This window comes from Paraburkholderia sp. C35 (assembly GCF_003121405.1).
Taxonomy (GTDB): Bacteria; Pseudomonadota; Gammaproteobacteria; order Burkholderiales; family Burkholderiaceae; genus Paraburkholderia.
Genome location: NZ_QBUY01000010.1, coordinates 24,155 through 38,851 on the forward strand (window position 1 = coordinate 24,155; position 14,697 = coordinate 38,851).

26 protein-coding genes are annotated in these 14,697 nt (G+C 58.5%); 1 reads left to right on the top strand and 25 read right to left on the bottom strand.

What is annotated here, in order from left to right:
• Window positions 1-136: 136 nt before the first annotated feature.
• From DK391_RS08955 to DK391_RS09070, 25 genes are all read right to left on the bottom strand, one after another.
• Window positions 137-622, bottom strand: coding sequence for a DUF1643 domain-containing protein (locus tag DK391_RS08955; RefSeq protein WP_109477653.1), 486 nt, complete (start codon window positions 620-622; stop codon window positions 137-139).
• A 1-nt stretch (window position 623) separates the two neighbouring features.
• On the bottom strand, window positions 624-1,505 hold the full coding sequence (locus DK391_RS08960; RefSeq protein WP_109477654.1) for a hypothetical protein: 882 nt from the start codon (window positions 1,503-1,505) through the stop codon (window positions 624-626).
• 2 nt (window positions 1,506-1,507) lie between these two features.
• The gene (locus DK391_RS08965) at window positions 1,508-1,789 is read right to left on the bottom strand and encodes a hypothetical protein (RefSeq protein WP_109477655.1); all 282 of its coding nucleotides are present in this window, start codon (window positions 1,787-1,789) and stop codon (window positions 1,508-1,510) included.
• Complete coding sequence (locus tag DK391_RS08970) at window positions 1,786-2,910, bottom strand: RNA-directed DNA polymerase (RefSeq protein WP_239482774.1); 1,125 nt, start codon at window positions 2,908-2,910, stop codon at window positions 1,786-1,788. Before DK391_RS08970 ends, DK391_RS08965 begins: the two co-directional genes overlap by 4 nt.
• Before the next feature lie 220 nt (window positions 2,911-3,130).
• A complete protein-coding gene (locus tag DK391_RS08975) occupies window positions 3,131-3,505 on the bottom strand; it encodes a four helix bundle protein (protein WP_109477657.1) in 375 nt (124 codons plus the stop codon).
• A 19-nt stretch (window positions 3,506-3,524) separates the two neighbouring features.
• Window positions 3,525-3,986 carry a DUF1566 domain-containing protein gene (locus DK391_RS08980; protein ID WP_109477658.1) on the bottom strand — a complete coding sequence of 154 codons (462 nt, stop codon included), beginning with the start codon at window positions 3,984-3,986 and terminating at the stop codon, window positions 3,525-3,527.
• Window positions 3,987-4,016: 30 nt separating this feature from the next.
• Window positions 4,017-4,379 carry a DUF1566 domain-containing protein gene (locus DK391_RS08985; protein ID WP_109477659.1) on the bottom strand — a complete coding sequence of 121 codons (363 nt, stop codon included), beginning with the start codon at window positions 4,377-4,379 and terminating at the stop codon, window positions 4,017-4,019.
• A 71-nt stretch (window positions 4,380-4,450) separates the two neighbouring features.
• The gene (locus tag DK391_RS08990) at window positions 4,451-4,639 is read right to left on the bottom strand and encodes a hypothetical protein (RefSeq protein ID WP_109477660.1); all 189 of its coding nucleotides are present in this window, start codon (window positions 4,637-4,639) and stop codon (window positions 4,451-4,453) included.
• The gene (locus DK391_RS08995) at window positions 4,636-5,361 is read right to left on the bottom strand and encodes a hypothetical protein (protein ID WP_109477661.1); all 726 of its coding nucleotides are present in this window, start codon (window positions 5,359-5,361) and stop codon (window positions 4,636-4,638) included. The genes DK391_RS08990 and DK391_RS08995 overlap by 4 nt, the downstream gene beginning before the upstream one ends.
• A 110-nt stretch (window positions 5,362-5,471) precedes the next feature.
• Window positions 5,472-6,059, bottom strand: a complete 588-nt coding sequence (locus DK391_RS09000; protein ID WP_109477662.1) for a hypothetical protein — start codon at window positions 6,057-6,059, stop codon at window positions 5,472-5,474.
• Between the two features lie 27 nt (window positions 6,060-6,086).
• Entirely contained in the window at window positions 6,087-7,685 is a 1,599-nt protein-coding gene (locus tag DK391_RS09005; protein ID WP_109477663.1) for a YqaJ viral recombinase family protein, read from the bottom strand.
• Window positions 7,686-7,687: 2 nt separating this feature from the next.
• Window positions 7,688-8,569, bottom strand: coding sequence for an ERF family protein (locus DK391_RS09010; RefSeq protein ID WP_204117322.1), 882 nt, complete (start codon window positions 8,567-8,569; stop codon window positions 7,688-7,690).
• Window positions 8,566-8,853 (bottom strand): KTSC domain-containing protein, encoded by a 288-nt coding sequence (locus DK391_RS09015; protein WP_109477664.1) that lies wholly within the window; start codon window positions 8,851-8,853, stop codon window positions 8,566-8,568. The genes DK391_RS09010 and DK391_RS09015 overlap by 4 nt, the downstream gene beginning before the upstream one ends.
• Window positions 8,854-9,015: 162 nt before the next feature.
• Window positions 9,016-9,378 (bottom strand): hypothetical protein, encoded by a 363-nt coding sequence (locus tag DK391_RS09020; RefSeq protein WP_109477665.1) that lies wholly within the window; start codon window positions 9,376-9,378, stop codon window positions 9,016-9,018.
• A 180-nt stretch (window positions 9,379-9,558) separates the two neighbouring features.
• On the bottom strand, window positions 9,559-9,747 hold the full coding sequence (locus DK391_RS09030; RefSeq protein ID WP_109477667.1) for a hypothetical protein: 189 nt from the start codon (window positions 9,745-9,747) through the stop codon (window positions 9,559-9,561).
• Window positions 9,748-9,759: 12 nt separating this feature from the next.
• A complete protein-coding gene (locus DK391_RS09035) occupies window positions 9,760-10,284 on the bottom strand; it encodes a hypothetical protein (protein WP_109477668.1) in 525 nt (174 codons plus the stop codon).
• Between the two features lie 69 nt (window positions 10,285-10,353).
• Window positions 10,354-10,767 carry a hypothetical protein gene (locus tag DK391_RS09040; protein WP_109477669.1) on the bottom strand — a complete coding sequence of 138 codons (414 nt, stop codon included), beginning with the start codon at window positions 10,765-10,767 and terminating at the stop codon, window positions 10,354-10,356.
• 43 nt (window positions 10,768-10,810) lie between these two features.
• The gene (locus DK391_RS44210; protein WP_162600749.1) at window positions 10,811-11,008 is read right to left on the bottom strand and encodes a hypothetical protein; all 198 of its coding nucleotides are present in this window, start codon (window positions 11,006-11,008) and stop codon (window positions 10,811-10,813) included.
• A gap of 82 nt (window positions 11,009-11,090) precedes the next feature.
• The gene (locus tag DK391_RS44215) at window positions 11,091-11,261 is read right to left on the bottom strand and encodes a hypothetical protein (protein WP_162600750.1); all 171 of its coding nucleotides are present in this window, start codon (window positions 11,259-11,261) and stop codon (window positions 11,091-11,093) included.
• Between the two features lie 568 nt (window positions 11,262-11,829).
• Entirely contained in the window at window positions 11,830-12,078 is a 249-nt protein-coding gene (gene acpP / locus DK391_RS09045) for an acyl carrier protein (RefSeq protein ID WP_109477670.1), read from the bottom strand.
• 91 nt (window positions 12,079-12,169) lie between these two features.
• The gene (locus DK391_RS09050) at window positions 12,170-12,406 is read right to left on the bottom strand and encodes a hypothetical protein (protein WP_109477671.1); all 237 of its coding nucleotides are present in this window, start codon (window positions 12,404-12,406) and stop codon (window positions 12,170-12,172) included.
• A gap of 37 nt (window positions 12,407-12,443) precedes the next feature.
• Window positions 12,444-12,830 (bottom strand): DUF1566 domain-containing protein, encoded by a 387-nt coding sequence (locus DK391_RS09055; protein ID WP_109477672.1) that lies wholly within the window; start codon window positions 12,828-12,830, stop codon window positions 12,444-12,446.
• A gap of 50 nt (window positions 12,831-12,880) precedes the next feature.
• On the bottom strand, window positions 12,881-13,081 hold the full coding sequence (locus DK391_RS09060) for a hypothetical protein (protein WP_109477673.1): 201 nt from the start codon (window positions 13,079-13,081) through the stop codon (window positions 12,881-12,883).
• A 139-nt stretch (window positions 13,082-13,220) separates the two neighbouring features.
• The gene (locus tag DK391_RS09065) at window positions 13,221-13,481 is read right to left on the bottom strand and encodes a hypothetical protein (protein ID WP_109477674.1); all 261 of its coding nucleotides are present in this window, start codon (window positions 13,479-13,481) and stop codon (window positions 13,221-13,223) included.
• On the bottom strand, window positions 13,468-14,262 hold the full coding sequence (locus DK391_RS09070) for a helix-turn-helix transcriptional regulator (RefSeq protein ID WP_162600751.1): 795 nt from the start codon (window positions 14,260-14,262) through the stop codon (window positions 13,468-13,470). Before DK391_RS09070 ends, DK391_RS09065 begins: the two co-directional genes overlap by 14 nt.
• On the opposite strand from DK391_RS09070, the gene DK391_RS09075 reads away from it, so the two are divergent.
• Entirely contained in the window at window positions 14,261-14,491 is a 231-nt protein-coding gene (locus tag DK391_RS09075; protein WP_109477782.1) for a helix-turn-helix domain-containing protein, read from the top strand. The two genes, DK391_RS09070 and DK391_RS09075, sit on opposite strands and share 2 nt — an antisense overlap.
• Window positions 14,492-14,697: the final 206 nt, after the last annotated feature.

A 14,697-nucleotide genomic window follows, 5' to 3' on the forward strand; every position in this document is an offset into this window, starting at 1 on the left:
TGAGATGCTCGTCGGCGTGCGTTCTGCGCCCATCCGAATACGACCCAGTAGAAGTTCGACCATGAATCGACACGCCTGCGGCGCGAACACTCGGCAAGGTGGACTTTGGCCAGATGGATCAGAAATTCTCGATCGCTTACGCTGCCCATGGCATCAATTCCGTGTCATAGCCCAGCATCAGCGGATGCTTCGGATCGCCGCTCTTCGTGAAACCGAAGACCTTTACCGGCTTGCCGGATCCGTGAATGCGTCGCGCAAGCACATCGAGGTGAGGGCGCAAAGCCGCCGGCAGTTTGGCGCGATCGCCCCAGCACGGCACGAGCAAATCCGCATCACCGATGATCTGGCCCAAGTGCATGTCGTTGAACGGTCCGATCGGATCGAGCGCTTTCGCAAGATCACGAACCTCGCGCGCACGGAAAGCGAATGGATTGCCTGCGATGTACTTGCGCGCGCCGAGCAGCTTCCCGAAGCCGCGCCACTTCATGTCCGTCTGATCTGGAATTACAGAATCAGCCCAGGACGGATTGACGCCGAAGAACGCGACCACGATCCCGACGAGCTGCAGTTCGCGCTCGAGGCGATATCGGTAGGTGCCGCATTCGCTGATGATCGCGGTCACGCTATCGGTCCTTGTGAACTTGCTCGTACGCGGCCCTGGCATCCTGCGCCAGTTGCTGGTCCGTGACACTCGCGATGAGGTGGTCATAATTCCACGTGGCGTCACGAAACACCCGACCGTCTTCGAAGTCGTGGAGACAAGCGAGAATGTCGTTCGCGATCGCCTTGTCCTCGTCGGTTTCGATGGTGAATCGATCGATCGCGTTGCGGACTGGATATGCACCCTCGTTCCAATCGGCTCGCACATCCATCATTGCCAGCGCCAGATCGATGCGTTGATCTTTTTCGCACAGTGCATCGAGAACATCCCGCCAGTCCGAGTCCTCTGGCAGTTCATATCGCAGCACGATGCGAGCCAGTTCAACGTTCGCGCGGCGCGCTTGCTTCTCGGCTTCGGCCTTGCGTTCGAGCTCCGTGCGCTTCTGCTCAGCCTCCTGCTCGGCGCGCTCTGCATAGGACTCGTAGTCGCGCTTCAAGCGTTCATATGTCGACGTGGCGTACTCAAAACCGTCTGATGTTTTGATGTGTCGGGCCACGTCACCAATCCATCCGGACTGGATCGTTAGGCTTTTCGGGTACCGCGCGCGGGATTTCGTATCGCGCTCGCTGTGGCTATTCGGCATGCCGATCTCTGCCATGAAGGCCTTCACGCGCTCCGTGATCGCCTTGTTCGTCTCGATCGCGGGCACGTTCTTCTCGTGCATCTCGACGTCCTTCTGACGTGCTTGCTCGAGCTGCTGCATCGCATATTTCGCCACTACATTGGGCGACGGTTCCGAGTAGCTGTAGCGAGACTGAAGCATATGAGAGTAACCAGCGGGACTCGACTGGCACTTGCCCACGGCGCCACATTGCTCGACGGGCATGATCTTGGTCGCTTCCATGGTTACCACCTTACGATCGTGTACATGTTCACGAACTGGCGTTCCTCGTAGAAGAAGTCCACTTCGTAGCCGAGATTGCGTAGAGCGTTGCAAGCGGCAATCCAATCCGCTGTCTGGCCGTAGCCACCATGCGTCCAGAAATCGCCGCGCAATGCGATTTCGCGCTTCTTCTTTTCAGCAGCTTCACGGACAGCGTTAAGCGCTTCACCGAGGCGAAGTTCAAGTCGTTCTTCGGCTGTCGGACCGGCGATGTCCCGTGCTTGGGCAGCGGTGAGTCGGTTCATTTCGCGTATCCCCTGTAGGTCTTGGTGAATGACTTGTCGACCGCGTGTCCCCGGCTCCTTACGATATTTGCGAGATTGGCGCGGTCACGATGGCTGGCGGTCGACTGACGCAGCAATCCGAAGTAGCTGTTTGCCATCTGGTGGACATCAGCTTCTGGCGCAGTGGCAACACGAGTCAAAGCCTCGTTGAACGTGCGTCGACGGGTTGAACGACGCCACGGCTTGATCACGTGACCGACGAAGTCGACACCCGTATCAATTGGCTGCAGGATGGTTTTGCGCGGATTCAGCTGTACGGCCAGCCGAGCGGGCAGAAACGCTTCGACGTCACGCAGTACGCCGTTGAGCCAGTCGGGCGAATCATGCAAAAACAGAAAGTCATCGACGTAGCGGATATAGTGTCGCGCGCGCAGTTGGTGTTTCGCGCGTTGATCCAACACGTTCAGATAGACGTTCGCGAAGAACTGCGACGACAGATTTCCGATCGGCAGACCGAGGTGCGCCGGCTGGTTCATCAGCCGCTTGTGCGGCGGCACCAGGTCGATCAGTTGCGGATCGCCGCGCAGCTCGAAGTCGTCGCGCGGATCGTGCATGAGCACGGTCTCGGCCAGCGACATCCACCACGGCTCGCCAATCTTCTCGGCGAGCAGCTCGCGAAGTATTAGCTTGTCGATGCTGACGAAGAAGTTCGCCAGATCGCACTTCAGGTAGAACGCTCGACGGCTCCAGTTTTGCGTAATGCTGCGCACCTTCGCTTCGAGACGCTGCGCGGCGTACAGAGTGCCACGCCCGACTATGCACGCGCAGCTGTCCGCGATGAACGAGTTTTCGAAACGTGGACCGATACGGTTGTACAGCAGGTGATGCACGATACGATCGCGGAAGTCAGCCGCCCATACTTCGCGCGGCTTAGGCCTGGTGATGACGAAACAGATTGAACGGCGGGGCTGATATGCGCCAGCCTGCAGCTCGTCGAACAGTTCGCGAAGGTTGTGCTCGAGGCGCTCCTCGAACGCGAGCGCGCTCGAGCTATTCCGTTTTGTCCGCCTACAAGCAAAGTAGGCGTGGACGAGTTCCGAGAAGGTGAAACCAGCTTGATCCGATGTATCTGCGGACGGCACGCGCACGACAGTTGTTGTTGTCCTTGTGGTTGTAGTTCTGGTTGCCGTTGTTGAAGTTCTGGTACCAGGCGTAGGCGTACCCATCGTGCTTTTTACGTCGCCCGACCGAGTGCTCAGACGGGAAACTGCGCCAGACGGTGCCGCACGCCGGCGGTCCGTTTCTGCAATGCGCATGGCGTTGGCCTCGTGAGCCAGCGGCACGACCAGATTAGATTGGCGCTCAGTCATGGCGGCCTTGACCTCCATGAATCGGGCGCACTGCGGATTTACGCCACCCATTGGCCTGCTTCCCGATGCTTGTTGTCAGTTCGATCGCGTTCGCGTATCCGACTGGCGAGATCAGATGTTTGTCTCTTGCAAGTCGGATCATCAGCTCGGCAACCTGCAGACGTTCGAGAAGCTCTAGCAGGTGAGCCGCCTTTTCCTGAGAAACGTTCGCGCGGAAGATCAGCACCGTGATCTCAATGCACTCGGTGGTGATCTTGTCACCGATCGAACGCTTAAAATCGCGCTGCATGTTCTTGACCAGACTCGTCGTGACGTCGAGCAAGTCGTAGGCGACTTTGTAGATCGGGAGTTGGTTATGTGTGGCCATGCTGGTTCAAATCACTAAATTACTCAATGACCAATCTGCGGACGGCACGCGCACGACAGTTGGTGTCGTCCTTGTGGTTGAAGTGCTGGCTGCCGCCGTCGAAGCCCTGGTACCAGGCGTAGGCGCTGTCCGACTCGTGCGTCTCGTTCGACCAGTAGTAAGCCGATTGAAACTCGCCTTTCAGGTTGGCGAACAGCAATGACTGCTCGCGACGCGTCGGCAATCCACCACCTTGCTTATCTGCCCACGCGGTAGCGTCGCCCCAGCTTGAGCCGTCGGCATCGCTGGGCAGCAGGATGAGGTGGTGCGACGGCGTGCCGTCTTCGTCGAGTACGAGACCCGCGTACCGCTCGCCCGGCGCAAGCGTGATGGTCGATGCCGCGATCTCGACCGTTGTGCTGGTCGACTGTTTCTTGAAGCCCTCGATCAGCGCGCTGATCTCGGACTGCTTGGCCTCAATGGCTTCAAGCGTGATGGTCATTGCTGACGCTCCTCGAAAATGGATGAATGATTAAATCGACAATCTGCGGACGGCACGCGCACGACAGTCGTTGCTGACCTTGCGGTCGTAGTTCTGGTAGCCGTCGTCGAAGCCCTGGAACCAGGCGTAGGCGTCATTGCGGTGGTAGGACTCATTGCTCCAGTACCAGTCTTCCTTGAACTGATCACGGTGGTTCTCCCACAACATAGCCTGCTCGACGCGGTTCGGAAGATCGCCGCCGATGCTCTTCGCCCATTCGAGCTGCTTGGCCCACGATGCTTCTTCGTTGTCGCCGGGCAGGAGGACCACGTGATAGAAGTCGCCGTTCTTGTCGCCGACGGCACCGACGTAGATCTCGCCTTCTGCGAGCGGGGGAATCGAAAGCTGTTGCATGAATGCTCCTCGGAATTTTTCAAAAAGCGCCCGGCACAGGGCCGGGCCAAGCACGCGCACGTCTTCGAGCGTTAGCTCGATTCCGTACTCAATTGCGCGTCGAGCGCGCGGATTCGTTCAACAATGTGGTCGGGCAGGGCGATGGCCTGTCCACCGTGAAGTGCGTTGAAAGCTGGCGCCAGATCCTCGCGATCGGATGGATCAAGATCGGCGAGCTCAAGACGCTTCAATGCGACGTAGATCGGTTCGCTCGTCGTCACGCGGCCACCTCGACCATCTTCGAACGCTCGAGCCACGACTCCCACATCGCTTCACGCACGATGCTGGGCTGTCCGGAATTCTCGGGACGCGCGCCAAACCATGTCTCGAAACGACGACGCTCGTCGTACTGGTCAAGCTGCGTCTGAAGTGATGCACACCGGGCGCGCAATGTCTTCGCTTCTTTCTCAGACGCGTCGAGTTTTTCGATCACCTTGTTCAATTCCTTGACGTTGATCGCGTGCGCTTCCTTCTCACGATCGAGCTCGGCACGAATCATCGCGGTTGCGCCTGCGTCGCCTGAGCTTTGCTCCGAGCGAGTCCGGGCATGCGCTTCCTTCTCCGATTCCAGCGCTTCACGCACGATGCTCAGCTGATCCTGCAAAGCGACGTTCTGTTCCCGGAGTGCTTCCACGCGAAGGAGTTCGGCACTGCTAGTCGAGCATTCGTTCGTGTTCATGGTTTTCTGAATGAAAGTTGCGCTTGCTGGTATCCGTGTCGGGTGCATCTCGACACCACCTGCCTTGCTTGAAGAAAGCCAGTAGACGTATTCACTGGCCACCTTCGACTTACCGGCCTGCATCCGACGCTCGACAATTCCAGAGCTCACCATCGTGTTGAGCTCGCGCGCGACGTGCAGACGGTCGACGCCGATCTTGTCCGCTATGACCTTGGCGGTTGCCTCGGGGACGGTGCCGAGGTACTTCTCGATGTCCGCTCTCACAATTCCTCCAAGGGACATTCAGATGGGTCGGGTACTCACCGGGCCGGTTGGAGATTCACGCTGATCGGGACAGCTTCATCCTGTCGGCAGGCGGCTTTCCCCGAAACTGGTTAGTCGATCAGCTCGGTCTGCTTCTTGCGACCGCGCGCCTTCTTCAGCCGATCGGCGATCTCGTTCGCGCCCTTGCCGGTGTCAGGTGCTTCATCGTCACTTCCGCCTTCTGCTTCAGGATCGAGAGTCACGAAGACTTCCTGATTCAGCTTGCCTGCGATCTTCCCGATCTGTTCGTCGCTCGGATGACAGCGCACCTGATACGAGACAACGACGGTGCCACCCTGCTTGGGTTCGATAACGAACTTGCGTACCTTGCAGTCGCCGAAAGTGATGTCGGCCTTGCCGCTCGCGCCGATGTGCACTGTGACGCTCGCGTTCTCGTACGTGTCGTCCCACTTGATCGGGCCCATCTTCGGATGCCTGACCACCGTCATGTGCTCGGCGTCGGGGTTGACCTCCTGTTGCGGGCTGTCTTCCTTTTCGAACAGTGTCGATTTCAGCGTCGGCGCGAACATCGCCAGCACCTGATTGCTGGTGGTGTAGCGAAGATCGATGTCCATCGCATTGACGTCCTGATTGCCGTGCTTTTCCTGGCCGACGTTGATGTGACTGATGCGCGTCAACTGTCGCTCGTACTCGAACATTCGTTTCTCCTTCGTGGATCGGATGAGTTACGCCAATGAAAGTGGCGGATTGGTCAGTTCCGCTTCGAAGTTGATTTCGATGAGCCACTTGGCCGCTACGGCTTCGCCTACGCCGTATGAATTAGCGACGAGTTGGGCGATTTGCGCGGCCGTCGGGCGGACGATGCGTCGGCTACCACCACGCGGTACGGGCTTACCAGTGCCTGCGGCAGCGGCAACCGGGGCGGCAGATGTCGAGGTAGGAGTAGCCGCCGCCTCTGCGGTCCCACCAGCCTTTCCCGGATCTTCAGTGGTCGCAGCGCGCTCGGCCGCTTCTGCTCGCTGGCGTTGAGCCAGTTCCAGACGTTCCGCCTCGACCTTCTTGTGCTGGTCGATACGTGTCGACACGAGCAGCTTGAAGTCCTCGGCCGGTTTCTGGATAACCGTCTGCAGGTCGCGGAACAGGAAGCCGTATTCCTCATCCTTGGGGCGATACCAGTCAAGCTTCGAGCGCAGTTCGCGCGCGGCCGCGTCGGCGTCGATCTTTCCATTTGCGACGGCCGTGTCGATCGCTTCGTGCAGACTGGCCAGCGTGCGCTTGTTCTTTGCGGCACTGATGAAGTCGGGAGCGGCAACATCGAGCCGCACCATGTTCAGTTCGGCATTGAGCGCGGCGACATGGTCAGCAAAGAGCTTGCGGCCGTCGGCGATGATCCCGGTCTTGATCTCTTCCTTGCGGGTCTTGACCAGCTTGTCGAGGTCGAGGCGCTTGCGACGCAGCTGCTCCTTAATGCTATCGATCGTGCGCATCATGTCGTCGATCGTAGCCGTCTGCGCGATGGCCGCGCTCTTCGCAACTTCGAGCTCCTTTTCCGCCTTCTCGCAAAACTTGACCGTCTCTTCCGCGTTTGCGAAATCTTCGTCGGTCTTCAGTTCCGTCTTGATGTTTGCGATGAACGACTCTGCAGCCTGCTTGAAGCGCGGCAGGTTGCTGGTGACGACCTTGCCTTCGATCTGCACGGCGAGCGTCGGCAAGCCCATGATCACGTCGGCTTGCGGCTTTTCCCTGATGCTCCGCGGCTCATAAGAGGCAAGATCCTTTTCGAACTGTGCCCAACCGGCGCGTAGCCGTTCGAACCATGTCGGGTCCGGCTTGATCCACATGGAAACCATGCCATCACGCGTGCCGTCAGAGCACGAGAACATCAGTCGACGAGCGCCCGTCACCATCAGGATCTGTTGGGCCTGAGGCATGTGCTCTTCGGGCAGCACGCGTTGCTTGATCGACGCGAACAATGCCTCGTTGTATTGCTTGTGTTCCCACGTCGTGTCTTCGTCGAGCGTCAGGCCGTCGCACGATGCCGAGAGCACGTCGTCAGAACAGGTGACCGGATAGAGATCGTCACCGATAATTTCTTCGGCAAACGGACGGGCGAGCGCCTCCAGTTCGTGACCGCGATCGAGCACGTGCTCCTGAAACCAGTCGCTGTATTCCTTCGCCGTGCCAGTGTGCTTCATGTGAAGCAGCTCGTTGCGCTTCACGTTCTTCGAGATGCCGAGCATTGCGGCGGCTTCCGATGCGCCGAAGTGGTGGAGTCGGAATTCCATCCATTCGTCGCTACCTTGAATGAGATCGTGCGTGTGCATGGTTATTGCGCTCCCTGATTTCCGTCGGCGTTAGCCCACGAACGGATTTCCTTCTTCTGCGCATCGGTCAGCGCAGAGCCGCGCGTTTCGATGAACGAGATCATTTTTTCGGGCGTCTTGCGGCCGGTTGTCACGACGATCTTCCAGTCGCCTTTGTTGGCGTTGAATTTCTCGTCGCTATAGATTGGCTTGTCGTTCGATTCGCCGGCACGCGTCTGCTGAGCCGGCTGTTGCTGTTGACCTTGCTGCTGATCGGCATCGCTGCTGCCCTGTCCGTCGTCGTCTTCGTCTTTCGTCGACATACCAGTCACGGCGAGCAATGTGTATCGCTGCAGATATGTAACGGTGCTCGCGACCTGCTGAATGGCATTCTTCTTACCGCTGGTGTCAGGCGCTCCGACCATAGTCACCGTCTTCGAATGACCAAGTTGGTGTGTGACAACGCAGTGGACCGTGATCTGGTTGCTTTGCTGCTGAACGTCCCAGCCGAACGACAATCCGTGACGGGCCATCGCCGGCGCGATCGCATCGGTTACGTCCGACAGCTGCGCGTGCTTGTAACCAACGAAATCACCTTCCTTCGTGTGATATCCGACACCCTTGCGCTTGTAGATCTCGATCGGCTCGCGCTTGAAGGCAGACATGGCTGCTACGAAAGCTTTGGCCGCTTCGCGCTCTTCGAAACGCTGCTGCAGATCAAGCAGGCGCTCGAGCATGCCGATGTCGGCGCCTTTCTGGACGGCCAGTCTCAGCAAGTCGCCAGGCGTCGTCACACTGACGGCCGTCTGGGCAACTGGCTGTTCTTGCTGCACCGCCGGCAACTTGGCCGACGGCGCTTCGGCGGATTCGACGTCGATGACGTCGGCCATAGTTGCGTTCGTCATGCTTGCTCCGGATCCGTTTCGATGCGCGCGTACGGGTACGTAGTCGCATTCGGTTTGATGTTCTTGTAGAAGTGGCTACCGATCGACTCAGCGCCCTTGAAATGCTCGAACTCCTCTGCATCGAAATTCGAGTAGTGGTACAGCGAACCCGGTCCGCCCTCCTTGTCCTTGAATTGGACCGCGAGCGTATTCGTCGCCGGGTCGTGGCCGATTGCGTGGATCTGAGACGATTCCACCGTCGACAGTGCGATCGGTGCACGGCTGATTTGAGGCTTGTCACTCATGTTGCGCTCCTGTGTGAAGAGAGAAATTGCAGTCGCAGCGCCGAATCGTTGTCACGATCGACTTCACTTGCGATGTAAAGAACGGCGAAGCATGCGATCAGGACCAATCCGAAGCAGATGCGCGGATGCTTTTCGTAGAAGCGATCGAAAGCTCGGATCACGTCATGCTCCTTTCGCTTTACCGAAGATGGCGAGCTCTCTCGCCTTTCGGGCCGAGATTTGAGGCGACCATGCGAGAAACTGGCCAACAATTTCTTGAGGTTTCATCCCGGGCGGGTACCTGTCGAAAACGATATGCCGCTGCTCGTCGGAGCCGATCTCAATCCGGATCGTGTTCCAGACATCGCCTAGGTCCGCCCAGCCAAGTCCCTCGATCTGCACGGAAGTGATGTGCACGACAAAACCGAAAACTCGCGGCTTGCATCCTTTTCGACAGGCAATGACCTCGATATGGTCTCGCTCAACGAAGAACCGATCAGGAGCCAGCATGCAGATCGGGCACGGCTTCAAAGTGATCTCGGCCATGTCAGCACACCTCATCGACGCATTCGCTGCAGCAGTTTCGGTAATCGACGTGCACGCTCTTGTTGCCCCAGTACTCGTTGCGGCCGATTCCGAAATCGCGCTGGACGATCACTGCGTCTTTCTCGCAGCTATCGCAGACGATGTGTTCCCCTGGAGCTTCGTCAGTGCGTTTGACTACGTTCACGCCAGACCTCTCACGTTCGTGTGGACGAAGACGCGCGCGACGTTCGGCGGAACCCATGCACCACCGATCCGGACGCGCGGCTCAACGCCGCGACGCACCAGTTCTGCCTTAGCCGCAGCCTGACGGCGCTTCGTGCGTTCGAGCAGCATTTCGTACTTCAGGTCAATGACGCGATCCTTCAGCATGTCCGCCTCCGTTCAGTTGCCAGCGACGCGATAGTTCGCTGGCTGCGTGTCTGTGCGGGATTCCAGTTCTGCCGGCTTGAGTGAGCAGTCGAAGCCCGCCGCGCGGTATGCGTCATAGACCTCTTTGCTCACCTGACAACGGATCAGAACAGCGGCCTTCTGAAGATTGGCCTTCACGGTTGCGTCTTCCGTCACCGTCGACTGGCGAACGGTCTCTGCTGCCGCAACTTCGAGCTTGCAGTCCTGCAGGCTGTGTGAAGCGCCACCGACCAACGACACGCCAGCGATCGCGCCGCCGAATTGAACCGTCTGTCCGCAGTTCATCTGCGAGAAGCTCGACGCGTACGCACCGAGGACGGGCGCGCTCACGTTACGAATCGTCTCCGTGGTGTGCTCGGGCGTCTGGCTGAACTGGATCGAACCTTGTGCCGTCGAGCTCGACGAAGACTGTTGCGATGCGTTCGCCGTCGTCGATTGAGCGTGTGCGTATCCCGACGCACTGAGTGCTAGAATCAGAACCGCTGTGAACTTGTTCATGGCCACCCCTCAGGTGTGTGGTAGTGAGGCCTCGGCTGTTCCCGCAGCTGAGGCCTTTTGTTTTTCTGATCAGTACGAGTACGAACCCGACAGACCGCTCCAGCCAGACGACGAATAGTCGACGCCGGCACCGCCCTTCGAATCGCCGTAGCCGCTGCCCGTCGTCGATCCGCTCGAATAGCTGTACGTGCCGCTGGTGCCGTAAGCGCCGCTGACACTGCCGCCCAGACCCGCGACCGCGAAGCCGGCCGGCAGGACACCAACGCCCATAGCCGTGCCGCCCGCTGCGACTCCGTATGCGCTCGACGTGCTGTACTGCGACGACGAACCGTTGCCGTTTTGGCCAGACTCGGCCATCGATCCGCCCGACAACGTCACCGAGCTGCTGAAGCCCCCACCGACGTTGAAGCTGCTGTCGGATCCGCCCGCGTGTGCGGCGCTCATTGCAACTGCGAGTACCGCCATAGCGATTGCTTTTTTCATTTCCACTTTCCTCAGGTAGATGCGCGAGTCGGTCGCGCGGCCGTCAAAAACAGACAGGCTTGTTGATCAGCAGAAGCAAGATCGCGACGATCGCCGCCAGCGTCAGACCAACCAGCACGCCGTACGCGTGATCCAGCTGGCGCAGCTCAGACTCCGTCCACTGGTGCACCGGCTCACGGTCTTCACCACGAACGAATCTCGCCAGACGGCCGGCAAGACGATGGACGAGGTAGCGCCTCACTCCTTAACCCCTTCGCTACGCGTGGCGCCGCGAATGAACAGGAGCGACATCGAGGCGACGATCAACCAGATTGCGAACCAGTTCATTGCAACACCTGTGAGTGGGAGTACGGAACCGTGAAGTCGAGATCAGCTTCACCCTTTAACCGGCGATTGAGGAAGTCTTCGTACGTGTCCGTTTCAGAATCCTCGGCCGGCTCAGAACCGCGAGTGAGCCAGTCATCGTGAGAGGAATGGTTATCGACGTAGCGCATGATGGGACTCCTGATAATTTGGCCGGCCTTCCACCGGTATGGGCATTCGCCTCGCAGAGGTCGGTTGTCTCGGCGGAACGCCTCGGGCCAACTTGCATCAGGGACTTTTCACCCCTCTGCCGGAAACAGCACGCCTATTCCGGTCACGCCTGGCGCGGCAGTAGTACCAAGGGCATCCCACCCAAGATGGCGCTGTTAGAGCCGCGCTGGCTTTGAAAGGTCTTTCGACCTTCAGGAGTGAACGGTCAGTGTTCGCGTAAGGCGCACGTGTCTGCCGTAGACGTTCAGGGGGATATCTGTGCACCGGAGCCCAACCGGTGCCGCCAACCGCTCACTTCTGAAAGTCCCCGTCTTTCCGGGGTGTCCTCGGGTTCCACACCTTGTCCTGAATGGTGAGCATGCATTCACGGGATTTGATTCCCCCTACGGCATGCCAGCGCTGCCCGGAATTCAGTGGCCGTCTCTCCGACCTGTCACGACTGTTTGAGGGCCCGTCATCTGTTTGTGGGTGATCCTCGGGCAACGCGAACTTGTCGCAAGCCACGCCGTCCTCCCCTACGGGGTTTTTTCAAACCTTTCTTTGAACACAGTCGATCAGCGTCTGGACCGTCGAGAGCTTCTCGGATTCTTCGTCAGTGATTTCGATGCCGAATTCGTCTTCGATCGCCATGATCATTTCGATCAGGTCGAGTGAATCCGCGTTGAAATCCGCCGTCAGATGCGCCTCGGACGAAACGTCCGAAATGCTCACGCACATTTGCTCTGCCACAACTGCCTTGACGCGTTCTTCAACGCTACTGCTAAGAATCGTGTTCATTACTTCCCCACTCGAATGAGGCCCACCGTCTCCACAACCAACGCGACGCCAAGGACCACAAAGACAGCGATCACCGGGACGAGAAGCGGGCTCATGCCACACCTTCGCCGGTCACGCGGAAAACGCGCGGACTGTCGACGGGCTCGCGATACGTAGCGGGCGACTCGTCGTCCGAGCGGTTCGCCTTCCACACGAAACCCAACTCTGCGAAGTCATCGATGCTGACGTGGCGCGTCAGGCGGCCGATGGTGAAACTAACGATTCCGTTCGCGCGGAGCACACCTTCTGCTTCGTGTCCGTCTTCGTCGATTACGCGTCCTGTGGTCATGGCTAACTCCCGATGAAAGCCGAAGGAAATAACTGAATTACTGAATGGGCAATCTGCGGACGGCACGCGCACGACAGTGGTAGCTGGCCTTGCGGTAGTAGCTCTGGTCGCCGTAGCCGAAGTACTGGTACCAGGCGTAGGCGCTGTCCGATTCGTGCTCCTGTCCCGACCAGTACCAGTCGCGCTTGAACTCTTCACCGCAGTTAGCGAACAGCAGCGACTGCTCACGGCGCGTCGGCAACTCTCCATCGATCGATTGCGCCCATTCCTTTGCGTTGCTCCACTTGCCGTCTTCGATATCGCCGGGCAGAAGGATCACGTGTTGATGCGCCGCGCCGTTCTTCCCGAGCAGGATGCCGGCGTAGACCTCGCCTTCGTTGAGTTCAGGAATCGAAAACTGCAGTGCTTCGTTGATCTGGGACATGGTTGTCTCCGAGGTTTTGGATAAAGGCCGCGCAACGGCGGCCGTCCGCTTTAGTGAGCGACGATTTCCAGCTGGCAGTTGCTGATGTCGAAGAGAAAGTCGCGGCACTCTTCGGTGCTGGGGCTGCGGAACGACGGCTCCCAGTTCTCGGTCTCGTAGCCTTGCTGATATGCGGCGCGAGCCATCAGCAAGCTGGCTTGAGCGCGCGAGACTTCGTTTCCGTTCCAGTAGTACGAGTAGCTGCGATTCATGGCGATCTCCCGATGACTGCCGTGTTGTGTGCTGCGTTGGAGTGAAGAATAGCACCGCTATTTTGATTGTCAAGAGCAGTGCTAGTCAGATGGGCGAAAAAAAATCCGCCGAAGCGGATCTGTCTTTTCTGAAGAAATATCAGGGATGTTCTTCGCCGATGAGCTGCGTGAGCTTCATGGCCATGATCAGGCACGCCATTACAAGCGCGGGCGCGTCCTGGCGCGTTGCCTTCACAATGTCGTAGTCCACCTTTCCGTCGTCGTCGATGTGGACGTACAGGTTCCCACGGTAGACGGTACTTTGCCCGTCAAACCCTTCTGGGTCTCGCTTTGCCATCTTGGCCCCGTAATCGGTGGACGCTCGACTTTTTCGCTTTCGATACTCGTCAATGTCGAACACCTTTCGATCTTCGAACCCCGGTCTTTCGCGCCGCACGTGTGTCCTCGGTACGTGTGGCGAGGCGGTTCTCTCCGTCCCGAATCGCTCTGTCGGCGTCTTCCGCGATGCTTTGCATCGAGGCTGCGGGCTTCTTTACCGTCTCGTCTTTCTGGTGAGCGGTAATAGTGCCACTTTCTACATGTTTTTGGTGCTGGGATAGCAGGATTCTGACTGCGTCGAATACCTCGCGAGGCGCGTCGGCCTTATACGCTTCGGCGATCGCGTTCTGCGCGTCCACGACATATACCGGGAGCCGCGTAATAGGTTGCCCCAGTTTTTCTTCGTAGCGCTTTATTTGCCTCTCCGCGAGCTCTGGATCGTACTCTTGCTTTTTGATCTCGACGATAGCGATCGTCCCGTCAGACCGCGTAATCATCAGATCCGGAATGAACTTCGCGGCCTCTTTCACTTCGGCAGCGATAGCCGGGCTGATCTCGTCGAGCGGCACGTTAAGTCCACGCGCAAAACCTATGGCCGACTTCAGGCTCAGTGGACGTCGACCGTTGAGTAGCTGCCACATCATCCCTTGCGTGCCGATGTTGTATCTCGAACCAAACTCTTCCTGCGTCAAACCCCCGCTTTTCTCTTTGTAAAGCTCCGCCAGGCGGCGCGCCTCGGCCGCTTGCTGGTCATCTGTGCTGGTCGCTGCTTTCGTCATGGATTCCAGTGTAGCGATGCTATTGGATACCTCAACGAGCGGCGCTCTTGACATTAGAACTAGCGGTGCTAGTATTTGGTCCATGAAGCTCTCCGATTACCTCTCCAAACACAAGATCAGTCAGACGACATTTGCCGCGCAACTTGGCGTGTCGCAGGGCTTGGTCTACCAGTGGCTAACCGGCAAACGTCCGGTTGCTGCGGAACAGTGCCCGAAGATCGAGGAACTCACGGGCGGCGAAGTCCGCTGCGAAGAGCTCAACGATCGCGTTGACTGGGCTTTTGTTCGCGCATCTGGAGAGAAGGTGACTTAGAAACGAATTGCAGTTGGAACGGTGGTCTCCTAGCACGCCTTTACCCCCGCGTGTGTAGGTCTGCCCGGTGCCTTCGGGCCCGGGCTTTTTTATTGGGTGAGGCAGTCGCTTTTGCGGTTGTCTGGTGGCAAGCATCGTTGGTTCCGGGGCGTCTTCGTGACGCCTTTATTTGGCGCCGAACCCAACCGGTGATTCAACCGGTTAGG